18 protein-coding genes and 1 riboswitch are annotated in these 19372 nt (G+C 44.6%); of the genes, 2 read left to right on the top strand and 16 right to left on the bottom strand.

Annotated features, from left to right (window positions below):
• Positions 1–142: 142 nt before the first annotated feature.
• The 6 genes from phoU to MHH46_RS09500 form a co-directional block, all read right to left on the bottom strand.
• A complete protein-coding gene (gene phoU, locus MHH46_RS09525; RefSeq protein WP_036678957.1) occupies positions 143–802 on the bottom strand; it encodes a phosphate signaling complex protein PhoU in 660 nt (219 codons plus the stop codon).
• A 73-nt stretch (positions 803–875) separates the two neighbouring features.
• Entirely contained in the window at positions 876–1631 is a 756-nt protein-coding gene (gene pstB / locus MHH46_RS09520) for a phosphate ABC transporter ATP-binding protein PstB (RefSeq protein ID WP_036678954.1), read from the bottom strand.
• A gap of 198 nt (positions 1632–1829) precedes the next feature.
• The gene (locus tag MHH46_RS09515) at positions 1830–2558 is read right to left on the bottom strand and encodes a response regulator transcription factor (protein WP_036678951.1); all 729 of its coding nucleotides are present in this window, start codon (positions 2556–2558) and stop codon (positions 1830–1832) included.
• Positions 2559–2667: 109 nt separating this feature from the next.
• The gene (pnpS, locus tag MHH46_RS09510; RefSeq protein WP_076191177.1) at positions 2668–4464 is read right to left on the bottom strand and encodes a two-component system histidine kinase PnpS; all 1797 of its coding nucleotides are present in this window, start codon (positions 4462–4464) and stop codon (positions 2668–2670) included.
• 178 nt (positions 4465–4642) lie between these two features.
• A complete protein-coding gene (locus tag MHH46_RS09505) occupies positions 4643–5029 on the bottom strand; it encodes a VOC family protein (RefSeq protein ID WP_076191174.1) in 387 nt (128 codons plus the stop codon).
• A gap of 158 nt (positions 5030–5187) precedes the next feature.
• A complete protein-coding gene (locus MHH46_RS09500; RefSeq protein ID WP_076191426.1) occupies positions 5188–6747 on the bottom strand; it encodes a fumarate hydratase in 1560 nt (519 codons plus the stop codon).
• A gap of 102 nt (positions 6748–6849) precedes the next feature.
• Between MHH46_RS09500 and yfbR the strand changes: the two genes are divergently transcribed.
• On the top strand, positions 6850–7455 hold the full coding sequence (yfbR, locus tag MHH46_RS09495; protein WP_143762727.1) for a 5'-deoxynucleotidase: 606 nt from the start codon (positions 6850–6852) through the stop codon (positions 7453–7455).
• 82 nt (positions 7456–7537) lie between these two features.
• Here the strand turns inward: yfbR and thiH are convergent, their stop codons facing one another.
• From thiH to MHH46_RS09465, 6 genes are all read right to left on the bottom strand, one after another.
• Positions 7538–8653, bottom strand: a complete 1116-nt coding sequence (thiH, locus tag MHH46_RS09490; protein ID WP_076191169.1) for a 2-iminoacetate synthase ThiH — start codon at positions 8651–8653, stop codon at positions 7538–7540.
• Positions 8654–8686: 33 nt separating this feature from the next.
• The gene (locus tag MHH46_RS09485; RefSeq protein ID WP_076191166.1) at positions 8687–9454 is read right to left on the bottom strand and encodes a thiazole synthase; all 768 of its coding nucleotides are present in this window, start codon (positions 9452–9454) and stop codon (positions 8687–8689) included.
• 55 nt (positions 9455–9509) lie between these two features.
• On the bottom strand, positions 9510–9713 hold the full coding sequence (thiS, locus tag MHH46_RS09480) for a sulfur carrier protein ThiS (RefSeq protein ID WP_038569682.1): 204 nt from the start codon (positions 9711–9713) through the stop codon (positions 9510–9512).
• A gap of 38 nt (positions 9714–9751) precedes the next feature.
• A complete protein-coding gene (locus tag MHH46_RS09475; protein WP_405132593.1) occupies positions 9752–10375 on the bottom strand; it encodes a thiamine phosphate synthase in 624 nt (207 codons plus the stop codon).
• Between the two features lie 95 nt (positions 10376–10470).
• A riboswitch (TPP riboswitch) is annotated at positions 10471–10572 on the bottom strand.
• Between the two features lie 87 nt (positions 10573–10659).
• Complete coding sequence (locus MHH46_RS09470; RefSeq protein ID WP_076191163.1) at positions 10660–11535, bottom strand: SDR family oxidoreductase; 876 nt, start codon at positions 11533–11535, stop codon at positions 10660–10662.
• A 237-nt stretch (positions 11536–11772) separates the two neighbouring features.
• Complete coding sequence (locus tag MHH46_RS09465; protein ID WP_405132592.1) at positions 11773–13839, bottom strand: GDSL-type esterase/lipase family protein; 2067 nt, start codon at positions 13837–13839, stop codon at positions 11773–11775.
• Positions 13840–14078: 239 nt separating this feature from the next.
• On the opposite strand from MHH46_RS09465, the gene MHH46_RS09460 reads away from it, so the two are divergent.
• Positions 14079–15017, top strand: coding sequence for an AraC family transcriptional regulator (locus MHH46_RS09460; RefSeq protein WP_076191158.1), 939 nt, complete (start codon positions 14079–14081; stop codon positions 15015–15017).
• 77 nt (positions 15018–15094) lie between these two features.
• On the opposite strand, the gene MHH46_RS09455 is transcribed toward MHH46_RS09460, so the two are convergent.
• The 4 genes from MHH46_RS09455 to citZ all read right to left on the bottom strand — a co-directional run bounded on the left by MHH46_RS09455 (position 15095) and on the right by citZ (position 19228).
• Entirely contained in the window at positions 15095–15523 is a 429-nt protein-coding gene (locus MHH46_RS09455; RefSeq protein ID WP_036678923.1) for a hypothetical protein, read from the bottom strand.
• 127 nt (positions 15524–15650) lie between these two features.
• Positions 15651–16592: a malate dehydrogenase gene (mdh, locus tag MHH46_RS09450; protein WP_076100099.1), complete on the bottom strand. Its 942-nt coding sequence runs from the start codon at positions 16590–16592 to the stop codon at positions 15651–15653.
• 80 nt (positions 16593–16672) lie between these two features.
• On the bottom strand, positions 16673–17968 hold the full coding sequence (gene icd, locus MHH46_RS09445; protein WP_036678918.1) for an NADP-dependent isocitrate dehydrogenase: 1296 nt from the start codon (positions 17966–17968) through the stop codon (positions 16673–16675).
• A 147-nt stretch (positions 17969–18115) separates the two neighbouring features.
• On the bottom strand, positions 18116–19228 hold the full coding sequence (citZ, locus tag MHH46_RS09440; protein WP_036678915.1) for a citrate synthase: 1113 nt from the start codon (positions 19226–19228) through the stop codon (positions 18116–18118).
• Positions 19229–19372 lie beyond the last annotated feature (144 nt).

Raw genomic sequence — 19372 nt, 5'->3', positions numbered from 1 at the left:
CCCTGTACAAGTAGAAACGGCTTTACCAACCTAAACAGTGGGATAAGCTGATATGTTAAGGATATACAACAAGTAGCCGCCCTTTTAAAAGGGCGGCTACTTAGTTTAACTAAAGATATAACAAAAGCTGTGTAAGTGCAAATTACTGATTCAAGTCCGGACGGCTGCCTGTGACCAGATAAACAACACTCTCACCAATGTTAGTCGCATGATCGGCAATCCGTTCAATATAACGGCCTACCAGCGTTAATAACATAGCTTGGGATACAGAATCCGGTTTTGCCACCATATAACTATATAGCTCATTGATCATCGAACCATATAATTGATCGACCTGATCATCATCTTGTGCCATTCTATAAGCCAGATCCGTGTTCTCATCCAGATAAGACTGGATAGCCTCATCAATCATGGTCGTCACAATTTCCGCCATACGTGGAATGTCTACAAGCGGCTTGATCAGCTGCTGTCCATGGATGCGCATAGTTGCTTTCGCAACATCAATAGCCAAGTCACCCATACGTTCCAAATCGCTAGATATTTTGAAAGCAACGATAATGCGGCGCAAATCTTTTGCTACAGGCTGCTGTGTAATAATTAGCCGTGAGCCAATTTCCATGATTTTATCTTCCATGGCATTCAGCTGCAAATCTGCTTTAATGATTTCCTGAGCGCGCACAGTATCAAGATTCTGTAAAGCAACAATTGCTCCACCAAGAGCATCTATTACATGTTCACCCATCTGCTGCAGCAGACTGCGCAGCTCTTCCAAATCTTTATCAAATTCTTTTCTGCGAATCATAGTAAGAGCGATCCTCCTCATTAATGTATGGTCAGCTTGCCATTTCCAAGGACGAGCGCCCTTGTAGCCCGTATCAGCCGAAACGTCCAGAAATATAATCTTCGGTGCGGGAATCCTTAGGAGTCGAGAACAACACCTCTGTATCCGCCGCCTCTACAATTACACCATTCAAGAAAAACACGGTTCGACCAGATACACGTGCCGCCTGATGCATGTTATGAGTAACCATAACGATTGTATACTTACTTCTTAATTCCTGTACAAGCTCCTCTATCTTGAGCGTAGACACAGGATCAAGTGCAGACGTTGCCTCATCCATGAGCAGAATATCCGGCTGTACTGCCAAAGCTCGGGCGATACACAGCCGTTGCTGCTGTCCGCCGGACAAGCTAAGGGCAGATTTTTTCAGAAAATCTTTAACTTCCTCCCACAGCGCGGAATGACGCAGACTTTGCTCTACAATCTCATCCAGTTCGCTCTTTGAACGAATGCCGTGCAGGCGAGGACCATAAGCTACATTGTCGTAAATCGACTTCGGAAAAGGATTGGGCTGTTGGAATACCATGCCCACCTGCTTACGCAGGCTTTCTACCTCTACCTCGTCACTATAAATATTTTTGCCGCCGATGTTTACAGTTCCTTCAATACGTGTACCAGGAATCATATCATTCATACGATTCAGCGTGCGCAACAGAGTGGATTTTCCGCAACCGGAAGGTCCAATAAAAGCAGTAACCTGTTTCTCCGGAATTTGCAGATTCACATTCTTCAGTGCGTGAAATGACTCATAGTAGAGATCAAGTTTCTCTATGTCAATGATGGATTTCATTAGTATTTACGTCTCCTTCTCATCATCTTCGTTCTCCATAATAAGCTTTTAATGTAAATACAGTTGGAGAGAAATGTTAACGCAATGTAAAATTGGTGAAGATGAATTAGTCCACGTGATAGTATTCCCTACAATTCGGCGTGTAATCTCACCTGAATCTTGTTTATGAACGGGATAAAGAAGAAAACTCCAGCCATGCTAAATGACCGGAGCTCTCTTTTTGTTAACAACTAATTTATAACCTACACCTCGAATGGAATCGATATGGACGGATTCTGGATCTAGCTCAAGCTTTTTACGAAGTGAACTTACGTGCACATCAACTGTGCGCTGTCCACCAATATAATCAAAGCCCCATACAGCGTTCATAAGATCATCTCTTGTCAGCACTACCCCTGGTTTACGAGCCAAATATAACAATACCTCGAACTCTTTCGGTCGCAGGTTAATGCTATGTCCACCTAGGGAAACTTCATACCGCTCAGGATAGATTTCTAGTTGTCCCAGAATGATCGTAGAAGCAGATATAGGTGTCTCTTGTGGAGCCTCCTCAGCAAGACCAGAGATCCGCCGCAATACAGCGCTCACTCTTGCAAGCAATTCGGATACTCCAAAAGGTTTGGTTATATAATCATCAGCACCGGATTTCAGCCCTCTAACCACATCTTCTTCAGCATTTTTAGCAGTCAATACGATAATAGGTGTGCGGATACCTTGTCCACGCAATTTATCAAGGATGTCAATGCCATTCATTCCTGGCAGCATCAGATCCAATACGATCAAGTCAAAAGGTTCCCTCGTCGCACGATCATATCCTGCCGTTCCATGATCCTCTACCGTCACCTCGTAACCTTCCTGCGTTAAGTTATAGGACAGCAGCCGGGCTAGTGTCGGTTCGTCTTCAATGACAAGCAATCGTTGAGCCATAGGTTCCCCCGTCTTCCATATAGTTTGATTTTTACAAAACAGCAACAAAACCATCATATCACCGTAATGTTAACTTAGTGTAAAATTAAAAAAGTGAATTTACAAAAATCTAATCGGTCTTTTCTTCCTGCAGCAAAGGCAATTCAATCACAAAGGAACTGCCGATTCCCAGATCACTTTCAACTGAAATCACTCCATGGTGCATATCTACCAAATGCTTTACAATAGACAGCCCCAATCCCGTTCCACCGGAGCTTCTGGATCTTGCCTTATCCACCCGGTAAAAACGTTCAAAAATACGCGGCAGATCTTTTTTAGGAATCCCCATACCTGTATCGCTAACAGTAAATTGAACATTTTCGGAGCCGTCTGGTTTCAGTAGACTCTTAACGTAGACCTTTACGTTTCCGCCTTCATGTGTGTAATTAATCGCATTAGAGAACAGATTCATAAAGATTTGACGCAGCTTATCCTCATCCGCCTCAATGAATAGCTCCTCAGGAACCTCTACATTAAGACTAATGTTTTTCTTCTCAGCGACTTTACTGATGGTTCCCAGCACGGAATCAAAGAATTCAATGATATGAACCGGTGAGCAATCGAGCTGCACCCGTTTAGATTCGATTTTAGATAATTCCAGAATATCTCCAATCAAGCGATTTAAACGCTCATTCTCATCATAAATAATTTGCAGGAAGGATCTCGCCGTCTTCTCATCTTTAACTCCGCCTCCCAGTAAGGTCTCGGCAAACCCTTTGACCGCTGCAACCGGAGTCTTGAGTTCATGCGATACATTAGCTACAAATTCACTACGCATCCGCTCCAAACGGCGAATTTCCGTAACCTCTTGCAATAGGAAAAGCATACCTCTGTACGTACCATCCTGGATCATCGGAACCGCGTCCATCCGTACAATTCGCTCTCTTGGGTTATAAATACTTCGTTCTTCATGAATCGGCTCCCGGCTTAACACCCCTTCTTCAAGCAGACGGGTTAGCTCATAATGCCGTTTTAACTCTTTGTACGAATGACCCGCCATTTCACCGTTACTGACATCAAGCATTCGCTCTGAAGCCCGATTAAGCAGCGCAATCTCTTCTTCCGCATTGATCATTATGATGCCGCCAGTCATATTATCCAGCACGCTTTGCAGCAGATCCTCATTATCACGAATCGTCTTAAGCTGGTCTTGAAGACTGTCTGCCATCGCATTAATCGCTGTAGCCAGCTGTCCAACTTCATCTTTACGCTTCAAATGAACTCTGGCATCATAATCCAGATCGGTAATCCGCCGGGCAACTCTTGTGATTTGCTCCAGCGGGGAAGTCATGCTTGAAGCTACTTTATAGCTCACAATAGTTGCTGACAAGAACAAGATAATTAGACCTGCAGCCATGATCATCCAAGCATGCTTAAGACCTTGCGTTACAGCATCAAGTCCCATTGAGACCCGAATATAGCCGTCAAATCCCTGATCAGAAGTTACCTTTCCAGCCACATATAACATCTCATGCTTTAGAGTTTCGCTGTAACGGATTGCCCGTCCAGTTCCCTCTTTCGCAGCCCCTATCTCTTCTTCACGATTGGAGTGGTTGTCCATTTCCAAGGGGTTTTTCTCAGAATCGCCAATTACTTTACCCGAATTTGTAATAAACGTTATCCGAGAATCTAAAAGTTTAGAAATATGCTCCGCCTGTTCAGTGTAATACGGGATCGCATTCGAAGAATTCATATCAACAAATTCCAGTGTGCCTGAGAGCAAGCTTATTTCCCGGGACATATTCTCTTCCAGAGCAGTTATATGGGAGCTCTTAAACAGATGAGCCATCGTAAATCCAGTACCAATCATGGAAATACCGATTAAGGCCATAAGTATAAACGTAAGACGAGCACGAAACGGTTTCATCTGAAATTTGCCTCTCCCTTTATCATTGTATCTTTTATCCTAACTTCATTTTCTTCAAAATACCAGTACGACTATGACCGTGACATAAGCCCCCCAGAGTAGATTATATAAAAATAACAGCCCGAGTTGATTAATTCTGGACTGTTACTTTGTATTACTTTTGTAAAAACACATGAGTTTATTCTGTACGGGTGGCAAGAAACCACTGATTACCCTGACGGTCTCTAACCCCTGCTCCTCTTTCTCCATAGGATTTATCCAGTGGTTCTTCAATAATAGAAGCCCCGGAATCCAGGCACTTGCGGTAGGTCTCATCAACATTTCTTACATAAAGATGAATGGCAAGCTGTACCGGTGAATACTTTTCATTCGCTTCGGAAATCTCAATGATGGAATCACCGATTCTGACCTCGGCATGCCTAATCCTTCCCTCATCATTTCGCAGCATATCAATAATTTTGGCATCAAAGCAGTGCACAACAAAATCTATCAATTGGTCTGCATCTTCCGCAATAAAATACGGCGTAACGTTAAGAAACCCATTTCTAATATAATGTGGTGCCATTCGTTGTCCTCCTTTAGACAGGCAAAAACGCCTTCGGCGTTCCTTAAGGATCATTTATAGTCTGGACATATAAATCCTTATAATTTGATTAAAACCCATGGAAAAGCCATTCAGAGAATCTGCCCTCCTCATGACTTATCCACCGGTTGTAACCCCATTTATTTAAACACTGGCTCCTTGAATTGAGTCAATTTAGCTGCAGAATCTTTTTCCACATCCGCATGCAGACTGTTGCCGTGAGCATCCATCGTCACAATCGCTGCAAAACCCTCCACATCGAGATGCCACATCGCCTCAGGAATACCAAATTCCATAAAATCAACAGCGTTGACCTTCTTAATACACTCAGCATAATACTGGGCTGCTCCACCAATCGCATTGAGGTATACCCCGCCGTGCTCCTGCAACGCTTTTAACGTTTTTGGACCCATACCACCTTTTCCGATGACTGCACGGATTCCAAATTTTTTGATGATATCGCCTTGATAAGGCTCTTCACGAATGCTCGTAGTTGGGCCCGCAGCTTTTACATGCCAGCCTTCCTCATCTTTCATCATCACAGGACCACAATGATAAATCACAGCCCCTTCCAGATCTACCGGAGACTCATGATCCATTAAATATTTGTGCAAAGCATCACGGCCTGTATGCATTTCACCGGATAAAATAACCACGTCTCCAACACGCAGACTACGGATATCCTCTTCACTTATCGGCGTTGTAAGACGTACTTCCCGCGACTCAGAGGCCGGGCTGTTAGCTCCCTCAGCAACTACTGCTTCAGATTCATGTGCCCCTTCATCATCTACAGATATCCCTGTACCACTCTCATACAACCAATCCTCTATATTGCCTGTGGATGGATCAACCAGCACCCCTTGGCGGCGGAAGGCCCAACAGTTATAAGCAACGGATACGAAAAAGCTAGCTGGCAGACGATTCATTACGCCAACCTTACAGCCCAGCAGCGATACTTCACCACCAAAGCCCATCGTGCCAATTCCAAGCTTGTTAGCATTCTCCATAATATAGTCTTCCAGCTTACTAAGGTCTTCTATTGGATTAACATCCTCCACTTTGCGGAACAGCTGCTTCTTAGCCAGCTCGTAGCCAGTCGTACGGTCACCGCCGATACCCACGCCAATAAAACCGGCACTACAGCCTTGTCCCTGCGCCTGATATACCGCGTGTAAAATACATTTACGGATTCCGTCCAGATCCCGGCCCGCTTTGCCGAGTCCTTCTAATTCTGCCGGGAGACTGTATTGAATATTTTTATTCTCGCAGCCTCCACCCTTCAGAATAAGTCTAACGTCTATTTTATCCTCTTCCCATTGTTCGAAATGAATGACTGGTGTGCCTGCACCCAAGTTATCTCCGCTATTCTCACCTGTTAATGAATCTACAGAATTGGGACGAAGTTTACCATTCTTGGTCGCTCGTACAATGGCATTATGAATATCTTTTTTCATCTCAATCTGATTGATTCCCACAGGGGTGTGAATGATAAATGTAGGCATTCCCGTATCCTGACAGATCGGAGACACTTGCTGCTCAGCCATTCCGATATTTTGCGCAATCGTGGTTAAAGCAAGACCGGACCGGGTAGCCCTGTCTTCCAGCGCGCGACCTTTTGCAACTGCCCGGCGTACATCTCCCGGCAAATTCGTGGAAGTTTCTACGATAAGGTTATAAATACTGTCTTCAAAATGCTGCATCTTCATTCAAGCTCCTCTCGGCAGTTCCAGGTTATCTAAAGTTTGATACAATTAGTATAATAATATCATACCTAGCACCGCATGAAAGGGGTTACTTTAAAATTGAGCTACCATTTTTCTGCCTATCTATATCGTCTTCAGTATATTCAGCGCTGGAGCTTGATGCGCAGCACCGCACCGGAGAACGTCGCTGAGCATTCTTTTCATGTTGCATTGCTCACACATATGCTCTGTTCCATCGGTAATGTTCATTTTGGACGTTCACTAAACGCGGAACGAGCAGCAACCATAGCTCTGTTCCATGATGCCAGCGAAGTGTTCACAGGTGACATCGCCACGCCGGTAAAATACAACAATCCTCGCTTGCTCACCAGCTTCCGCGAAATGGAGAAAGTTGCGGCTGATCGCTTAACTGGAATGATTCCATCAGAGCTGAAAAGCATCTACACTCAGCTTATACGACCGGAAGACAGCCCTCCCGATTCGGAGGACATTCTGCTGCACAGCTATGTGAAAGCCGCTGATCGGCTGGATGCTTATTTGAAATGCGTATGGGAAGTTGCTGCAGGAAACCGAGAATTTGCCGCCGCGAAGGAGCAGACAGCAGCAAAACTTCGTGGGCTTGACCTGCAGGAAGTGGATTATTTTCTGACTCATATGGCACCGAGTTTCGAAATGTCTCTCGATGAGCTCTCTGCCGGAAACTAAACACCCTCTATACAATAAAAAATGGACCTCCGCATGAATCTCGCAGGGGTCCATTAGTGATTAATAATTGATAATATAAGCGTTACGTTCTTGATTCAGTCAGGATATTCCAGTCTTTAAAAATGGGCTGCAAACCCTTCGTATATAGCATTTCCGTAATCTCCTGCACACTACGGCTATCGGATATTTCGAATTGCGGAGTTCCCCCTGCATTAGTGTGACCGCCCACCTCAGTAGTGACCCCGGCTGACATCTTAGTTATTCCTAGATGAATTAAATGATCGCGTAGAGAGGCAGGCTCTCGTGTAGATAAAGTAATGCCCGAACGGGGTAAAAATAACCGGTATGCCAAAATAATCTGCACTAGCGATCGGTCGGTAACATCACACTCCGGGTTAAATTCCCCTAAATAAGGCCGAAACCGTGGAGGTGACAGACTGATCTCGCAATCTGGATACCGATCCTGCAAATAGCGGGCATGCATGGCACTTTGGAATGCCTCTTGCCGCCAATCATACATCCCGAGCAACGTACCAATATTCACAGAACGAAAACCTGCCTGACAGCCGCGTTCAGGTGCATCCAGGCGATTCCGGTAGTTTCTTTTAGGCCCTTTAACATGCAGCTTTCTGTAAGTCTCCTGGTGGTACACCTCTTGGTATAGTGTTAATCCATCCACCCCTGCTTGAAGAAGCTCTTTATATTCTGCAGTTGATAGAGGATTTATCTCAATACTGACAGAGGAAAAAAATTCCCTGAGTACATCTACACAATCCTTAATATATGAGACAGGATTCTCCCGGCGCGATTCACCAGTCAAAATGAGGATATGCCGCAGACCTGTAGCTGCAATCTTCTCAGCCTCCCTGCGAACCTCCTCCAAGGACAGCTTTTTGCGCGGAAAATCATAAATGGAGCTGAAGCTGCAGTAGGTACAATGATTCACACAAAAATCCGCAAGATACATCGGTGTGAACAGCTGCATCGAATAACCAAAATGTGCACGGGTCAGTCGCTGTGCAGCCAACGCCATCTCCTCTAGCAGCGGCGTTGCTGCCGGAGAGAGCAATGCCAGCAAATCATTTTCGTTCAGCTTGTCTTTTCCAAGCGCCCGCTTAACGTCATCCTCCCGGAACTCCTTCCACAGCTGCTCATAAGGATACTGCTCCAAGCGGGCCAGTGTGTCAAAAAAGCTCATGCTAATCTTCCCTCCTTTCGTGACCTATCAAATTCAGTTCAAAAATCCAGTCAACGGTGACGAAGCAAAAGCAACTTCTTCTACAGGACCGAGTCCTGCCAAATAAGCTTTGCGGCCAGCGGATATCGCCTTGCGGAACGCTTCCGCCATGACGAGCGGATTACGTGCCGTTGCAATAGCCGTATTAAGCAGAACAGCAGCGGCCCCCATTTCCATTGCTTCCGCCGCTTCCGAGGGCTTGCCAATCCCGGCGTCTACAATAATCGGCAAATTCACTTCTTCAATAAGAATACGCACAAGCTCCTTAGTGCGCAGGCCGCGATTCGTCCCGATCGGCGCACCAAGCGGCATCACAGCAGCAGCACCGGCATCTCTCAGACGTAAAGCAGCCGAAAGGTCCGGACTCATATAAGGCAGTACTACAAAACCCTCCGCTGCTAAAATCTCTGTAGCTCGTATGGTCTCCAGATTATCTGGAAGCAGGTATTTCTGATCATTGATCACTTCGATCTTGACCCAGTTCCCCAGTCCCGCAGCTCTTGCTAATCTTGCAATACGGACTGCCTCTTCCGCTGTACGCGCTCCTGAGGTATTAGGCAGAAGAGTCATGTGGCCGGGAATATGGTTCATGATATTTTCTGCTCCACCTTGCGGGTCCACTCGGCGAAGCGCTACAGTAATCACCTGAGAACCAGAGCTTGCGATCACTTCGGGGATCAACGTATTCCGGCTATATTTTCCGGTTCCGATAAATAATCTACTGGTTAATTCGATGCCGCCAATATGTAACGGGTCATGCATGAAATTACCTCCCTTTGGTTCGTATAAATTTCTCAAAATTCTATACCGCTCCATCTCAACCCCCACCAACAAAGTGCACCAGTTCCAAACGATCATCCTCGCTCAGAGCAGTACTTTCATAATTCTCCTTACTGACAATTTCTCCATTCAGCTCAATGATCATCAGACGACCCGACCACTCAGGAAGACTGATCAAATCAGCTATAGTTTGAATACCACCAGAACACTCTGCGGATTTCCCGTTAATCAACAGCTTCATTCTGAATCACCCCCTTCGCCCATGCTGTTACCTCCAGGCTATGAATGAACCGCCTTATGAATAGCTTTGGCGGCCTCATAAGGATCATCCGCTCCGCAAATACCGGACATCACAGCAACTCCTGCCGCACCTTGTCTAATGATCTGCGCCGCATTAGCGGGGCTAATTCCGCCAATCGCAATTACAGGAATAGAGCTGGTCTTCACCGTTTCTGCAAGCAGCTCTAACCCACGTGCGGGCAGCCCTAACTTGCTATCCGAGGGAAATACATGACCAAACAAGCAATAATCAGCTCCCTGCTCTGAGGCATTCGCCGCTTCTTCCGGAGAATGAACCGATCTCCCCAGCCGAAGCTGAGGTGCAATTCGCCGGGCTGTAACCGGACTCAGACTGTGCCAAGCCAACTGAACCCCCGCGGCACCAGCTGCCAATGCTACATCTATCCGGTCGTTGATTATCAGTTTGGTAGCGGGCATACCGGCAGCCAACAGCTGCTGTGCCGCAGCGAGCAGTTCGCATGCAGGACATTGCTTATCTCTCAGGTGAATATAATCGACCCATGTCTGCACCGTGACAGCTAGTTCAACAAAATGTCTCAGCTGTAGCTTGCCGTCTGATATTAGATGGATCTCAGCTTGCAACATCACGATCTCCTCTCTCACTTCCCTGTAGGTCAGTAAAAAACAAAAAAACTGCCCCCCGTAAGGAAGGCAGTCAGAATCTGTATATAGACGGCACTACAAATAGCCCGACAACAGAAATTCGTTCTCCACTTCCCTACGCTGGTCTTAACCAGATCAGGTTCAAAGGGTCCGGAAATCCATTCCGTCTCAGCCAATCGGCACCCCTAGTGACATAAATATACAATTTTAAAATGCTAACGTGGTTTATAGTAACATATTTTTTTATTGAAATACACCCATTTATTCACATTAGCTGTACTGATCTAACCGTTTACTACCTCGCCACCATTTACATGAATAACCTGTCCAGTCACATAACTGGAATCGTCAGAGGCCAGATATACATAGGCTGGTGCCAGCTCTTCTGGTTGTCCAGGCCGTTTCATAGGCTGTGTACCTCCAAACTCGCTAACCTGTTTTGCATCAAAGGTAGAGGGAATCAGCGGTGTCCAGATTGGACCTGGTGCAACACCGTTTACCCGTATGCCCTTCTCTGCCAGATTCGTGGACAAGGATCGTGTGAAGCTAAGAATAGCTCCTTTAGTTGATGAATAGTCCAGCAGCTGCGGGCTTCCGCGATAAGCGGTAATTGAAGTTGTATTTATAATTGTAGATCCTGCTTTTAAATGAGGCATAGCTGCTTTTGTTAAATAGAACATCGCAAATATATTCGTACGGAAAGTACGCTCAAGCTGCTCGGAAGTAATATCCTCGATCTTAGCTTGCGGATGTTGCTCTGCCGCGTTATTGATGAGAATATCAAGCTTTCCTAAGCCCTCCACCGTCTGTTTAATAAGATCCTTACAGAATTTCTCGTCACCGATATCACCTGGAATTAGGATACATTTGCGGCCTTCCTGCTCGACCTGACGTTTAGTTTCCTCTGCATCTGAGTGTTCATTAAGATATGAAATGACTACATCAGCGCCTTCTTTAGCAAAAAGCACAGCAACTGCACGCCCAATTCCGCTGTCTCCACCGGTAATTAACGCCGCCTTGTCTTGCAGTTTACCTGCTGCTTTATAATTTGCCGGCTCGTATTTGGGCAGCGGCGTCATTTCACTCTCAATCCCTGGCTGATGATGCTGCTCCTGTGGGGGTAAGGTTTTTTTTGTAGCTTGTTTATTGTTGCCTGACATCTTCCCTATCTCCTCTCGTTAAGCAAATTGATAGTTAACTGATCGTCTTAGGATGGCACAACTATGCACGTTTATACGCTGGGTTTGTCATTTTCTTAAATCGCTTTACGAATCTTACTTACCACAATGAAAGTAGATATAAACAACCGTGAGAGATATACTGCTGTAAGTGGAGAGGAATTCACTGCATACAAATAGACACAGCATCGCTGCTGTGCCTTGAATTGTTCACCCTGACTATTTTAGAGAAGAAACATGATTTTCTGCATTCACTTCATGTTCCAGCACCCACATAAAGTACAGAGCTTTGGCCGCTTTCTCCCGGGTCACTATAGCTTTAGGTTCTAGTTCTGTCCCATTGACCATTTCGCCTCTGGCAATCCCCACTTCAGATCTAATGAGTCCTAATTCATATGCACTTTTCACTTTTGAAATTAAATAAGGAGAAATGTCCGCTGTATCAACAAGCTGCGTCCAGGATACAAGAGGATAGTACATCGCACCTCTAGCTCCTGGCTCCAAATTCGAATCATAGCCAGGATCTCCTGGCACTACTGCTGTGCCGTTATAATCAGTCATGTACTTAGGTTTATTAGCAAACTTTACTTGGTAAACATCATAGAGAATAGCACCCATCGATTCACGTGACAGCTTACCTTTCGGATAATAGGCAACATCAGATCTTTCCACTTTCATTAACTTAGAAATACTGCGTGTGAATTCAGCAACTGTCATCTCCGTATCCGGATTAAAATTCCCTTGACGGTCTTTGCCCATTACTCCCAGCTGGATTAATTTTTCAATTTGATTACGGTAATAAGCAGCTTCCCCAGTCGTCGTATCATTCGTTATTTCCGGAAAAATCTTACCCCAGTTCCCTGTTAGTGCCGCATGCTTAACGTTCCCTTTAAGGTAAGGAGTAATGGAGGCAGCAGTAGAATCGCCAGTAGCACCTTTCTCTACAAGCTCCGTGACAATCATCCGTGAAAATTGTTTGGCGAGCGCTTCTTTAAAATGAGTCCCATCGACTTTCTTTGAAGGATGCCCGTTAGCGTAACTTCCGTCATTTGTTTTGCCTGGCGTTTCTCCGGCTTCAATTGACATGAAGAGGGCTGTTATTGCTTCTACACCGATCTCGTTATAATATTTCAGACTTTCCGAGTTAAGGTCAATAAGTGTAACTCCAGATTCATCTGCGACCCGTTTAAGAATATCTACAAACTTTCTTGATTTAAAAGAATTTTCATAGATATATCCCGGACTTGCATTCCCTTTAATTCTGGACATTGGGGTTACCAGTACTGGTATCATACCCCGGGCTTGAATCGCAGGGAGATAGACTTCTTTAAGGTAATTTTCATACATTGCTTCTGTCGAACCTCTGCCGTAACGTCTGAACTCATCTGCGCTCTCATCATTGTGTCCGAATTGAATAAACACATAATCCCCAATGCTGCCATTCAGTAAAATGTCGTTCAGTCGACCTTCTGTATAGGCATTTTTAAACGAGCGTCCCCCCATGGAATAGTTAGTTACACTCAATTTATGTTGATTAAACATACTGCCAATAATCTGGCCCCAACCACTCATTGGTGCTTCGTCGAAGGTGTAGGACTTGACCGTAGAATCTCCAAGTATAAATAAATTCGGAAGAGCTCCAACTGCTCTATGCTGAGGCAAAATCGGTTCCAGTATGATCTCCTCAATCCCCACAGCTGTGTTCACTTTGTTCGGTTCGATCTCAATATCTATATGGTCACGGCCGTTTACATACGTATAAGTCCACTCTTTCCCTTTGGCTACAGCCGTATGCTTGACGGGTACAAGCTTTGCAGCGTCCCAATGTCCACTTTTCAACAAGCGGCTGGTCTGCATTCCGGATACTGACACGATCCCATCCTCTGCGTCAGAAGTCGTTTTTACATATACGTTGTAGGTTCCAGGGGGAGCATCCATTCGAAACGCCATTCCGTAGTTGTTATAATTATCTTTCTCAGATTTAGGTTCAGCAAAAAAAATAGGTTCTGTGATGAAAAAACCTGTTCCATCGGATGTAATTGAGTCGGTGTGCACTTCTCTGGCGGGTAAAGCGTTGGTCTCTTGAACAAAACCATAACCTAAAGATGAGTCATACAATTGTGCACCGCGATTAGGATCATACCTAACGGATTGATATCCTGTTTTAACTTGGTTTGTAAAATTGAACTTGTATACGCTTGCAATTTGGGTTGGAGGTTGCCTCTCTGCCCCATCTTTTAATAGGGATGCCTCTGTTTTACCGTGAGTAAGAGTCAATGAAGCCATAAGTAAAGAAGATAAGATTAGTATATTCCTACACAGCTTTCTCACTTCATTACACTTCCTTCCGTTTCTCGAAATACTTCCCTAGGTCCCTCCATTATCCCTGTTCTCTAAAGTAATTCAAATGATGATTTCATTCTTTTTTTTGACCTTTTGTAACGAAAACCATGGAATGATCAACGGCTCACACTGCAAAATGGTCATATGTATAGGTATCCTTGATATAATTAAGAACATCCCTATTGATCCTAAGGAGGAGAACTCCTATCGCTTACAAAGTCAGCTTTCCGAACATTATAAGTACACTGCAGCTGATCGGTGTTCATTATCGTGTAGCAGAACCTGGGTGGACATACCCTGATCATCATCACAAAATCTTCGAACTATTGTATTGCTACGACGGCAACTCCCATCAATATGTAGAAGGAAGTTCCATTGCCTTTGGTAAAGGAGATTGGTTAATTATTCCGCCTGGCTTACGTCATTATGTAGTTAATTCTGGCCTGAGCAACTATATCTACCTCTCCTTTCATTTCGATATTGACGATTTAAAGTTTCGTGAATGGTTTCAGTCTCAGGCTGTACAGAAATGGAATAACCAGCAAATGCAGCATTCGGGATTAAATCACCAACTGGAACATTTGGATGAATTTATTAAGAACAATATTCTCGCCACGACAGCCTCCACTGGATTTCCCGAGGAAATTGAAGAAATGATTCTTGTAAAAGAAAGGCTTCGTTTGCAAGCGATCATCCTGATGATTTTGACTGAACTCATTGATGTACAGCTCTCGAATTCGGAGAATTCCAACACAGCGCGACAAGCAAACTCTTTGTACGAGGTGGAAACTGCTCATCAGATCGAAAAATATATTGCAGCCAATATTCATTTGCCGGAGCTCACGGTTAATTTGATTGCTGAGCAGCTTTGCTTAAGTCGGGTGCAGTGCCATAAGTTGTTTACAAAGATATATAAGATATCTCCTAGGCAGTACATAACTAACCTAAGATTAAAGAAGTCAAAACATTTGCTGCTTCATACCGATTTAAAAATACAGAGGATTTCTGAACAACTCGGGTTTGCTTCCCAGAGCCACTTCAGCCGACAATTCAAACGATGGACGGGTGTTTCTCCGTTAAATTACCGGCCGAAATCTTATACGAATCCTATCAGGGATTAACGTTTTATGAAGATAAATTACCGGAACATACGAAAAACCCGCTCTCCATTACGGAGGCGGGTATAATTCGCTATAGATTAAACTATATCGTTAAACACCATGAAGAATACCATTAGTAGCAATGACACCGTAAGCAGTGCACTAAGTGTGCGCAATTTTCCAGTCTCTGCGCTAACGTCGCGGTTCTCACGAATTCCAGCTGCTGCAAGACGCAAAGGCTTGCTCATAATACCGCCAAGTGCAAACATCGCTAGCAATAACACAACAACAATAATCATCCACGCTACTGAATAATCACCTTTGGTCATCATATAACCGCCTGTAAGGAGTTGGATCACCAATCCATACTGCGCAAAACGATTAAATCCGGTTACTGCACTTAACGTTCCTTCTTTAGCCCCAGACGACAGTTTCTCTGCACGTCCTAGGATGAAGGGTAGCACAAGGTAGAAGCCAAGTGCCAAGGTTCCGATCATATGTAAGAAAAACAACACGTTCCAATCCATAACATATCTCCTCCGATTTAACTGTGATAATAGTTACATTTAATTATACCCATTATTGCTTGAGAAGAAAAGGAAACCCCCATTTTAAGTGAACAAAATGGGGGTTTCTTCATACCTCTGTCACAATCTATACAGTTAGCACAGCTGTTACGCTACGCACGGATTCAGCAGACTTATCTAAAGCCGCTTTTTCCTCAGCTGTAAGCTCGAGTTCAAAAATTTTCTCAATACCATTGGCACCAAGTAACGCCGGAACACCCATGAACAGGTTATCGTAGCCATATTCTCCTTCGAGCAAAGCGATAACCGGAATGATCCGTTTTTTGTCCTTCAAGATAGCTTCCGCCATCTGAACTAAAGAAGCCGCTGGTGCATAATAAGCACTACCATTTCCTAAGAGGTTAACAATCTCTCCGCCACCTACACGTGTACGTTGCACAATCTCATCAATACGCTCCGCAGATATCAATGTATCAATTGGAATGCCACCGACACTGGAATACCTTACGAGCGGTACCATATCATCGCCGTGTCCGCCTAATACGAAACCACGTACATCTTCAACAGATACCTTCAGCTCTTGTGCAATAAACGTGTTATAACGGGCTGTATCCAGCACTCCGGATTGTCCAATTACGCGACTCTTCGGAAAACCCAGCGCATTAAATGCCGCATAGGTCATAGCGTCAACTGGATTGCTCAGAATGATTACAATGGAATCTGGTGCTACACGTTTTATGTTCTCGCATACCGACTTCACAATACCTGCATTGGTGTTCACGAGATCATCGCGACTCATTCCAGGTTTACGGGCAATCCCTGCAGTGATGATTACAATATCTGAATCCGCAGCATCTTCATAGCTTGAGGTTCCTGTAATTTGACTGTCAAATTTCTGTACAGGACCTGCTTCCAGCATATCTAGTGCCTTCCCCTTGGTTGTGTTCTCCATTTGTGGGATATCAAGCAGCACAACGTCACCAAGCTCCTTTTGAGCAAGCATAAGAGCTGTAGTAGCCCCAGTAAAACCGGCACCTACAACTGTAATTTTATAACGTTTGATTGCCAAGGATTCTCCTCCTAGAACGGTGTCGGTATAGCTTGTATTAGCTAAACTTCAATATATTCAGTTGGTTGAGCCAGCCTATCTTAGAGGTGATTAATAATCTCGTCGGCAAATGCAGAGCATTTCAGTTCAGTTGCGCCTTCCATCAGGCGGGCAAAGTCATAAGTCACGGTTTTGTTATTAATAGCTGTTTCCATACCTTTATAAATCAGATCTGCTGCTTCCTGCCAACCCAGATGCTCCAGCAACATTACGCCGGACAGAATCACGGAACCAGGGTTCACAACATCTTTGTCTGCATATTTAGGTGCGGTGCCATGAGTGGCTTCAAAAATCGCATGTCCAGAAATATAGTTAATGTTCGCTCCAGGAGCGATACCGATACCGCCGATTTGCGCAGCAAGCGCGTCAGACAGGTAATCCCCATTCAGGTTCAAGGTAGCAATAACATCAAAATCAGTCGGACGAGTCAGAACTTGTTGCAATGCGATATCCGCAATGGCATCCTTGATGATAATTTTGCCCGCAGCTTCAGCATCCTTCTGAGCAGCATTGGCAGCAGCTTCACCTTCACGTTCTTTAATCACATCGTATTGATTCCAAGTGAAGACCTTATCTCCGAACTCTTGCTCAGCAACTTCATAACCCCAGTTTTTGAAGGCACCTTCAGTGAACTTCATGATGTTTCCTTTGTGCACAAGCGTTACGCTCTTGCGTCCGTGTTTGATCGCATATTCAATAGCAGCACGCACTAAACGTTTCGAACCTTCGGAGGATACTGGTTTGATACCAATACCAGAAGTTTCAGGGAAACGGATTTTGTTAACTCCCATCTCTTTTTGCAGGAATTCGATGACTTTCTTCACTTCAGCAGAACCTTCTTGATATTCAATCCCTGCATAAATATCCTCCGTATTCTCACGGAAAATAACCATATCCACCAGCTCAGGACGTTTAACAGGAGAAGGAACCCCTTCGAAATAACGAACTGGACGCAGACATACGTACAAATCCAACTCTTGACGCAAAGCTACGTTCAATGAACGAATACCGCCTCCGATTGGAGTCGTAAGTGGACCTTTAATAGCTACAAAATATTCACGGATTGCCTCCAAAGTATCATTTGGCAGCCATTCGCCATATGTATTGAAGGCTTTTTCGCCAGCAAAAACTTCATACCAAGCGATTTGCTTTGTGCCGCCATAAGCTTTAGTTACTGCTGCATCAAGTACGCGTTTGGAAGCCTTCCAAATATCACGGCCTGTGCCGTCACCCTCGATAAAAGGAATGATTGGATGATTAGGAACCTGCAGTTTACCATCTTTAATTGTGATTTGTTCGCCTTCTGTTGGCAGATCGAATTTTTCTAGTTTCAACATTTGAGTGTATTCCTCCTAAAGTTTTGTGGGATTTAATTTCTCATGGACAAGCCTCGAACAAAACTCTCTACGTATGAATATGCATTATTGCATATATTCTAGGGTTCATTCTACTAAACTTTAGGAGCAGCCCGCAAGGCTGCCCTTCTATCTTTCGTCTACTGGAACGTATTTCTGTTCAATCATACCTGTGTATTCTGCACGTGGCCGGATAATACGGTTATCTGTATATTGCTCCAGAATATGTGCAGTCCAGCCTGAAGTCCGGCTAATTGCAAAGATAGGAGTGAACAGCTCACGTTCAATACCCAGCTGTGTATAAACTGATGCCGAATAGAAATCAACATTCGGTTTAAGTCCCTTTTGTCCGGTAATCAATTCCTCGATATTTACGGACATATCATACAGCGTAGTATCATTTTTCATTGTGCCAAGTTCAAGTGACATTTTCATCAGGTGTTTAGCACGTGGATCACCATTTTTGTATACTCTATGGCCGAAGCCCATGATCTTCTCGCGGTTATCCAGCTTCTTACGAATATAAGGTTCAACCGCTTCCAAACTTCCGATCTCTTCAAGCATCTTCATAACGGCTTCATTCGCCCCACCGTGAAGTGGACCCTTTAGTGCGCCGATAGCGGAGGTCACGCCGGAATAAATATCGGACAAGGTTGCAACCGTAACTCTGCCTGCAAAAGTTGAAGCATTCAGCTCATGGTCCGCATGAAGCACAAGTGCGGTATCAAGCGCTTTAACAGATACACTGTCAGGCTCTTTTCCCCATAACATATACAGGAAGTTCTCGGCAATCGAGACGCCTTCTTTAGGAGCCACAGGTTCCAGACCTTTGCGAATACGCGATAGGGCCGCCACAACCGTCGGGAGCTGTGCCTGTAGTTTTACTGCTTTAATCTCGTTAGCTTCTCTGCTCATATCGTCAGCCGCTTCATCATAGAGAGCAAGGCTTGATACAGCAGTCCGCAATGCTGCCATGGTGTTGGTGTCTTTTGGATAGAGCTTCATTTGCTCGATGACTGGCTCAGGAATCCGTGCGAAAGCACTGAAATCCCGTTTGAGCGCTTCCAGCTCTGGTGTTGTTGGTAGACTGCCAAACCACAATAAATAAGCGGTTTCTTCGAAGGTAGCATTTTCTGCGAGATCATCAATATCATAACCACGGTAAGTGAGTACCCCATCCACAATAGAGCTAATGGATGAAGTTGTTGCAACGATACCTTCCAAGCCTTTGGTAGCTGTCATAGCATATCTCTCCTTTGCCAACAAGGTATAAAAAGCATTCTCGGTTTCATGTAAACATTTCCAATTTAAAGCATTGAAAAATCTAAGGAGTGCAGTTCAAGGACATATCCGGCGAGGATGTTGTCTGACTTTCGTAATCGAATC

Origin of the sequence: Paenibacillus sp. FSL H8-0175, assembly GCF_045040615.1 — a bacterium.
Lineage (GTDB): Bacteria > Bacillota > Bacilli > Paenibacillales > Paenibacillaceae > Paenibacillus_AQ > Paenibacillus_AQ odorifer.
This window is presented reverse-complemented; position numbering and strand designations above follow the sequence as displayed.

Coding starts and splice junctions, on each gene's coding strand:
- pstB (WP_036678954.1), bottom strand. CDS start 1,631: ATGAAATCCATCATTGACATAGAGAAACTTGATCTCTACTATGAGTCA.
- citZ (WP_036678915.1), bottom strand. CDS start 19,228: ATGACAGCTACCAAAGGCTTGGAAGGTATCGTTGCAACAACTTCATCC.
- pnpS (WP_076191177.1), bottom strand. CDS start 4,464: ATGAAACCGTTTCGTGCTCGTCTTACGTTTATACTTATGGCCTTAATC.
- MHH46_RS09485 (WP_076191166.1), bottom strand. CDS start 9,454: ATGCATGACCCGTTACATATTGGCGGCATCGAATTAACCAGTAGATTA.
- MHH46_RS09455 (WP_036678923.1), bottom strand. CDS start 15,523: ATGGATTGGAACGTGTTGTTTTTCTTACATATGATCGGAACCTTGGCA.
- phoU (WP_036678957.1), bottom strand. CDS start 802: ATGATTCGCAGAAAAGAATTTGATAAAGATTTGGAAGAGCTGCGCAGT.
- MHH46_RS09515 (WP_036678951.1), bottom strand. CDS start 2,558: ATGGCTCAACGATTGCTTGTCATTGAAGACGAACCGACACTAGCCCGG.
- MHH46_RS09505 (WP_076191174.1), bottom strand. CDS start 5,029: ATGGCACCACATTATATTAGAAATGGGTTTCTTAACGTTACGCCGTAT.
- thiS (WP_038569682.1), bottom strand. CDS start 9,713: ATGAAGCTGTTGATTAACGGGAAATCCGCAGAGTGTTCTGGTGGTATT.
- icd (WP_036678918.1), bottom strand. CDS start 17,968: ATGTTGAAACTAGAAAAATTCGATCTGCCAACAGAAGGCGAACAAATC.
- MHH46_RS09470 (WP_076191163.1), bottom strand. CDS start 11,535: ATGTCAGGCAACAATAAACAAGCTACAAAAAAAACCTTACCCCCACAG.
- MHH46_RS09465 (WP_405132592.1), bottom strand. CDS start 13,839: ATGGCTTCATTGACTCTTACTCACGGTAAAACAGAGGCATCCCTATTA.
- MHH46_RS09500 (WP_076191426.1), bottom strand. CDS start 6,747: ATGCAGCATTTTGAAGACAGTATTTATAACCTTATCGTAGAAACTTCC.
- thiH (WP_076191169.1), bottom strand. CDS start 8,653: ATGAGCTTTTTTGACACACTGGCCCGCTTGGAGCAGTATCCTTATGAG.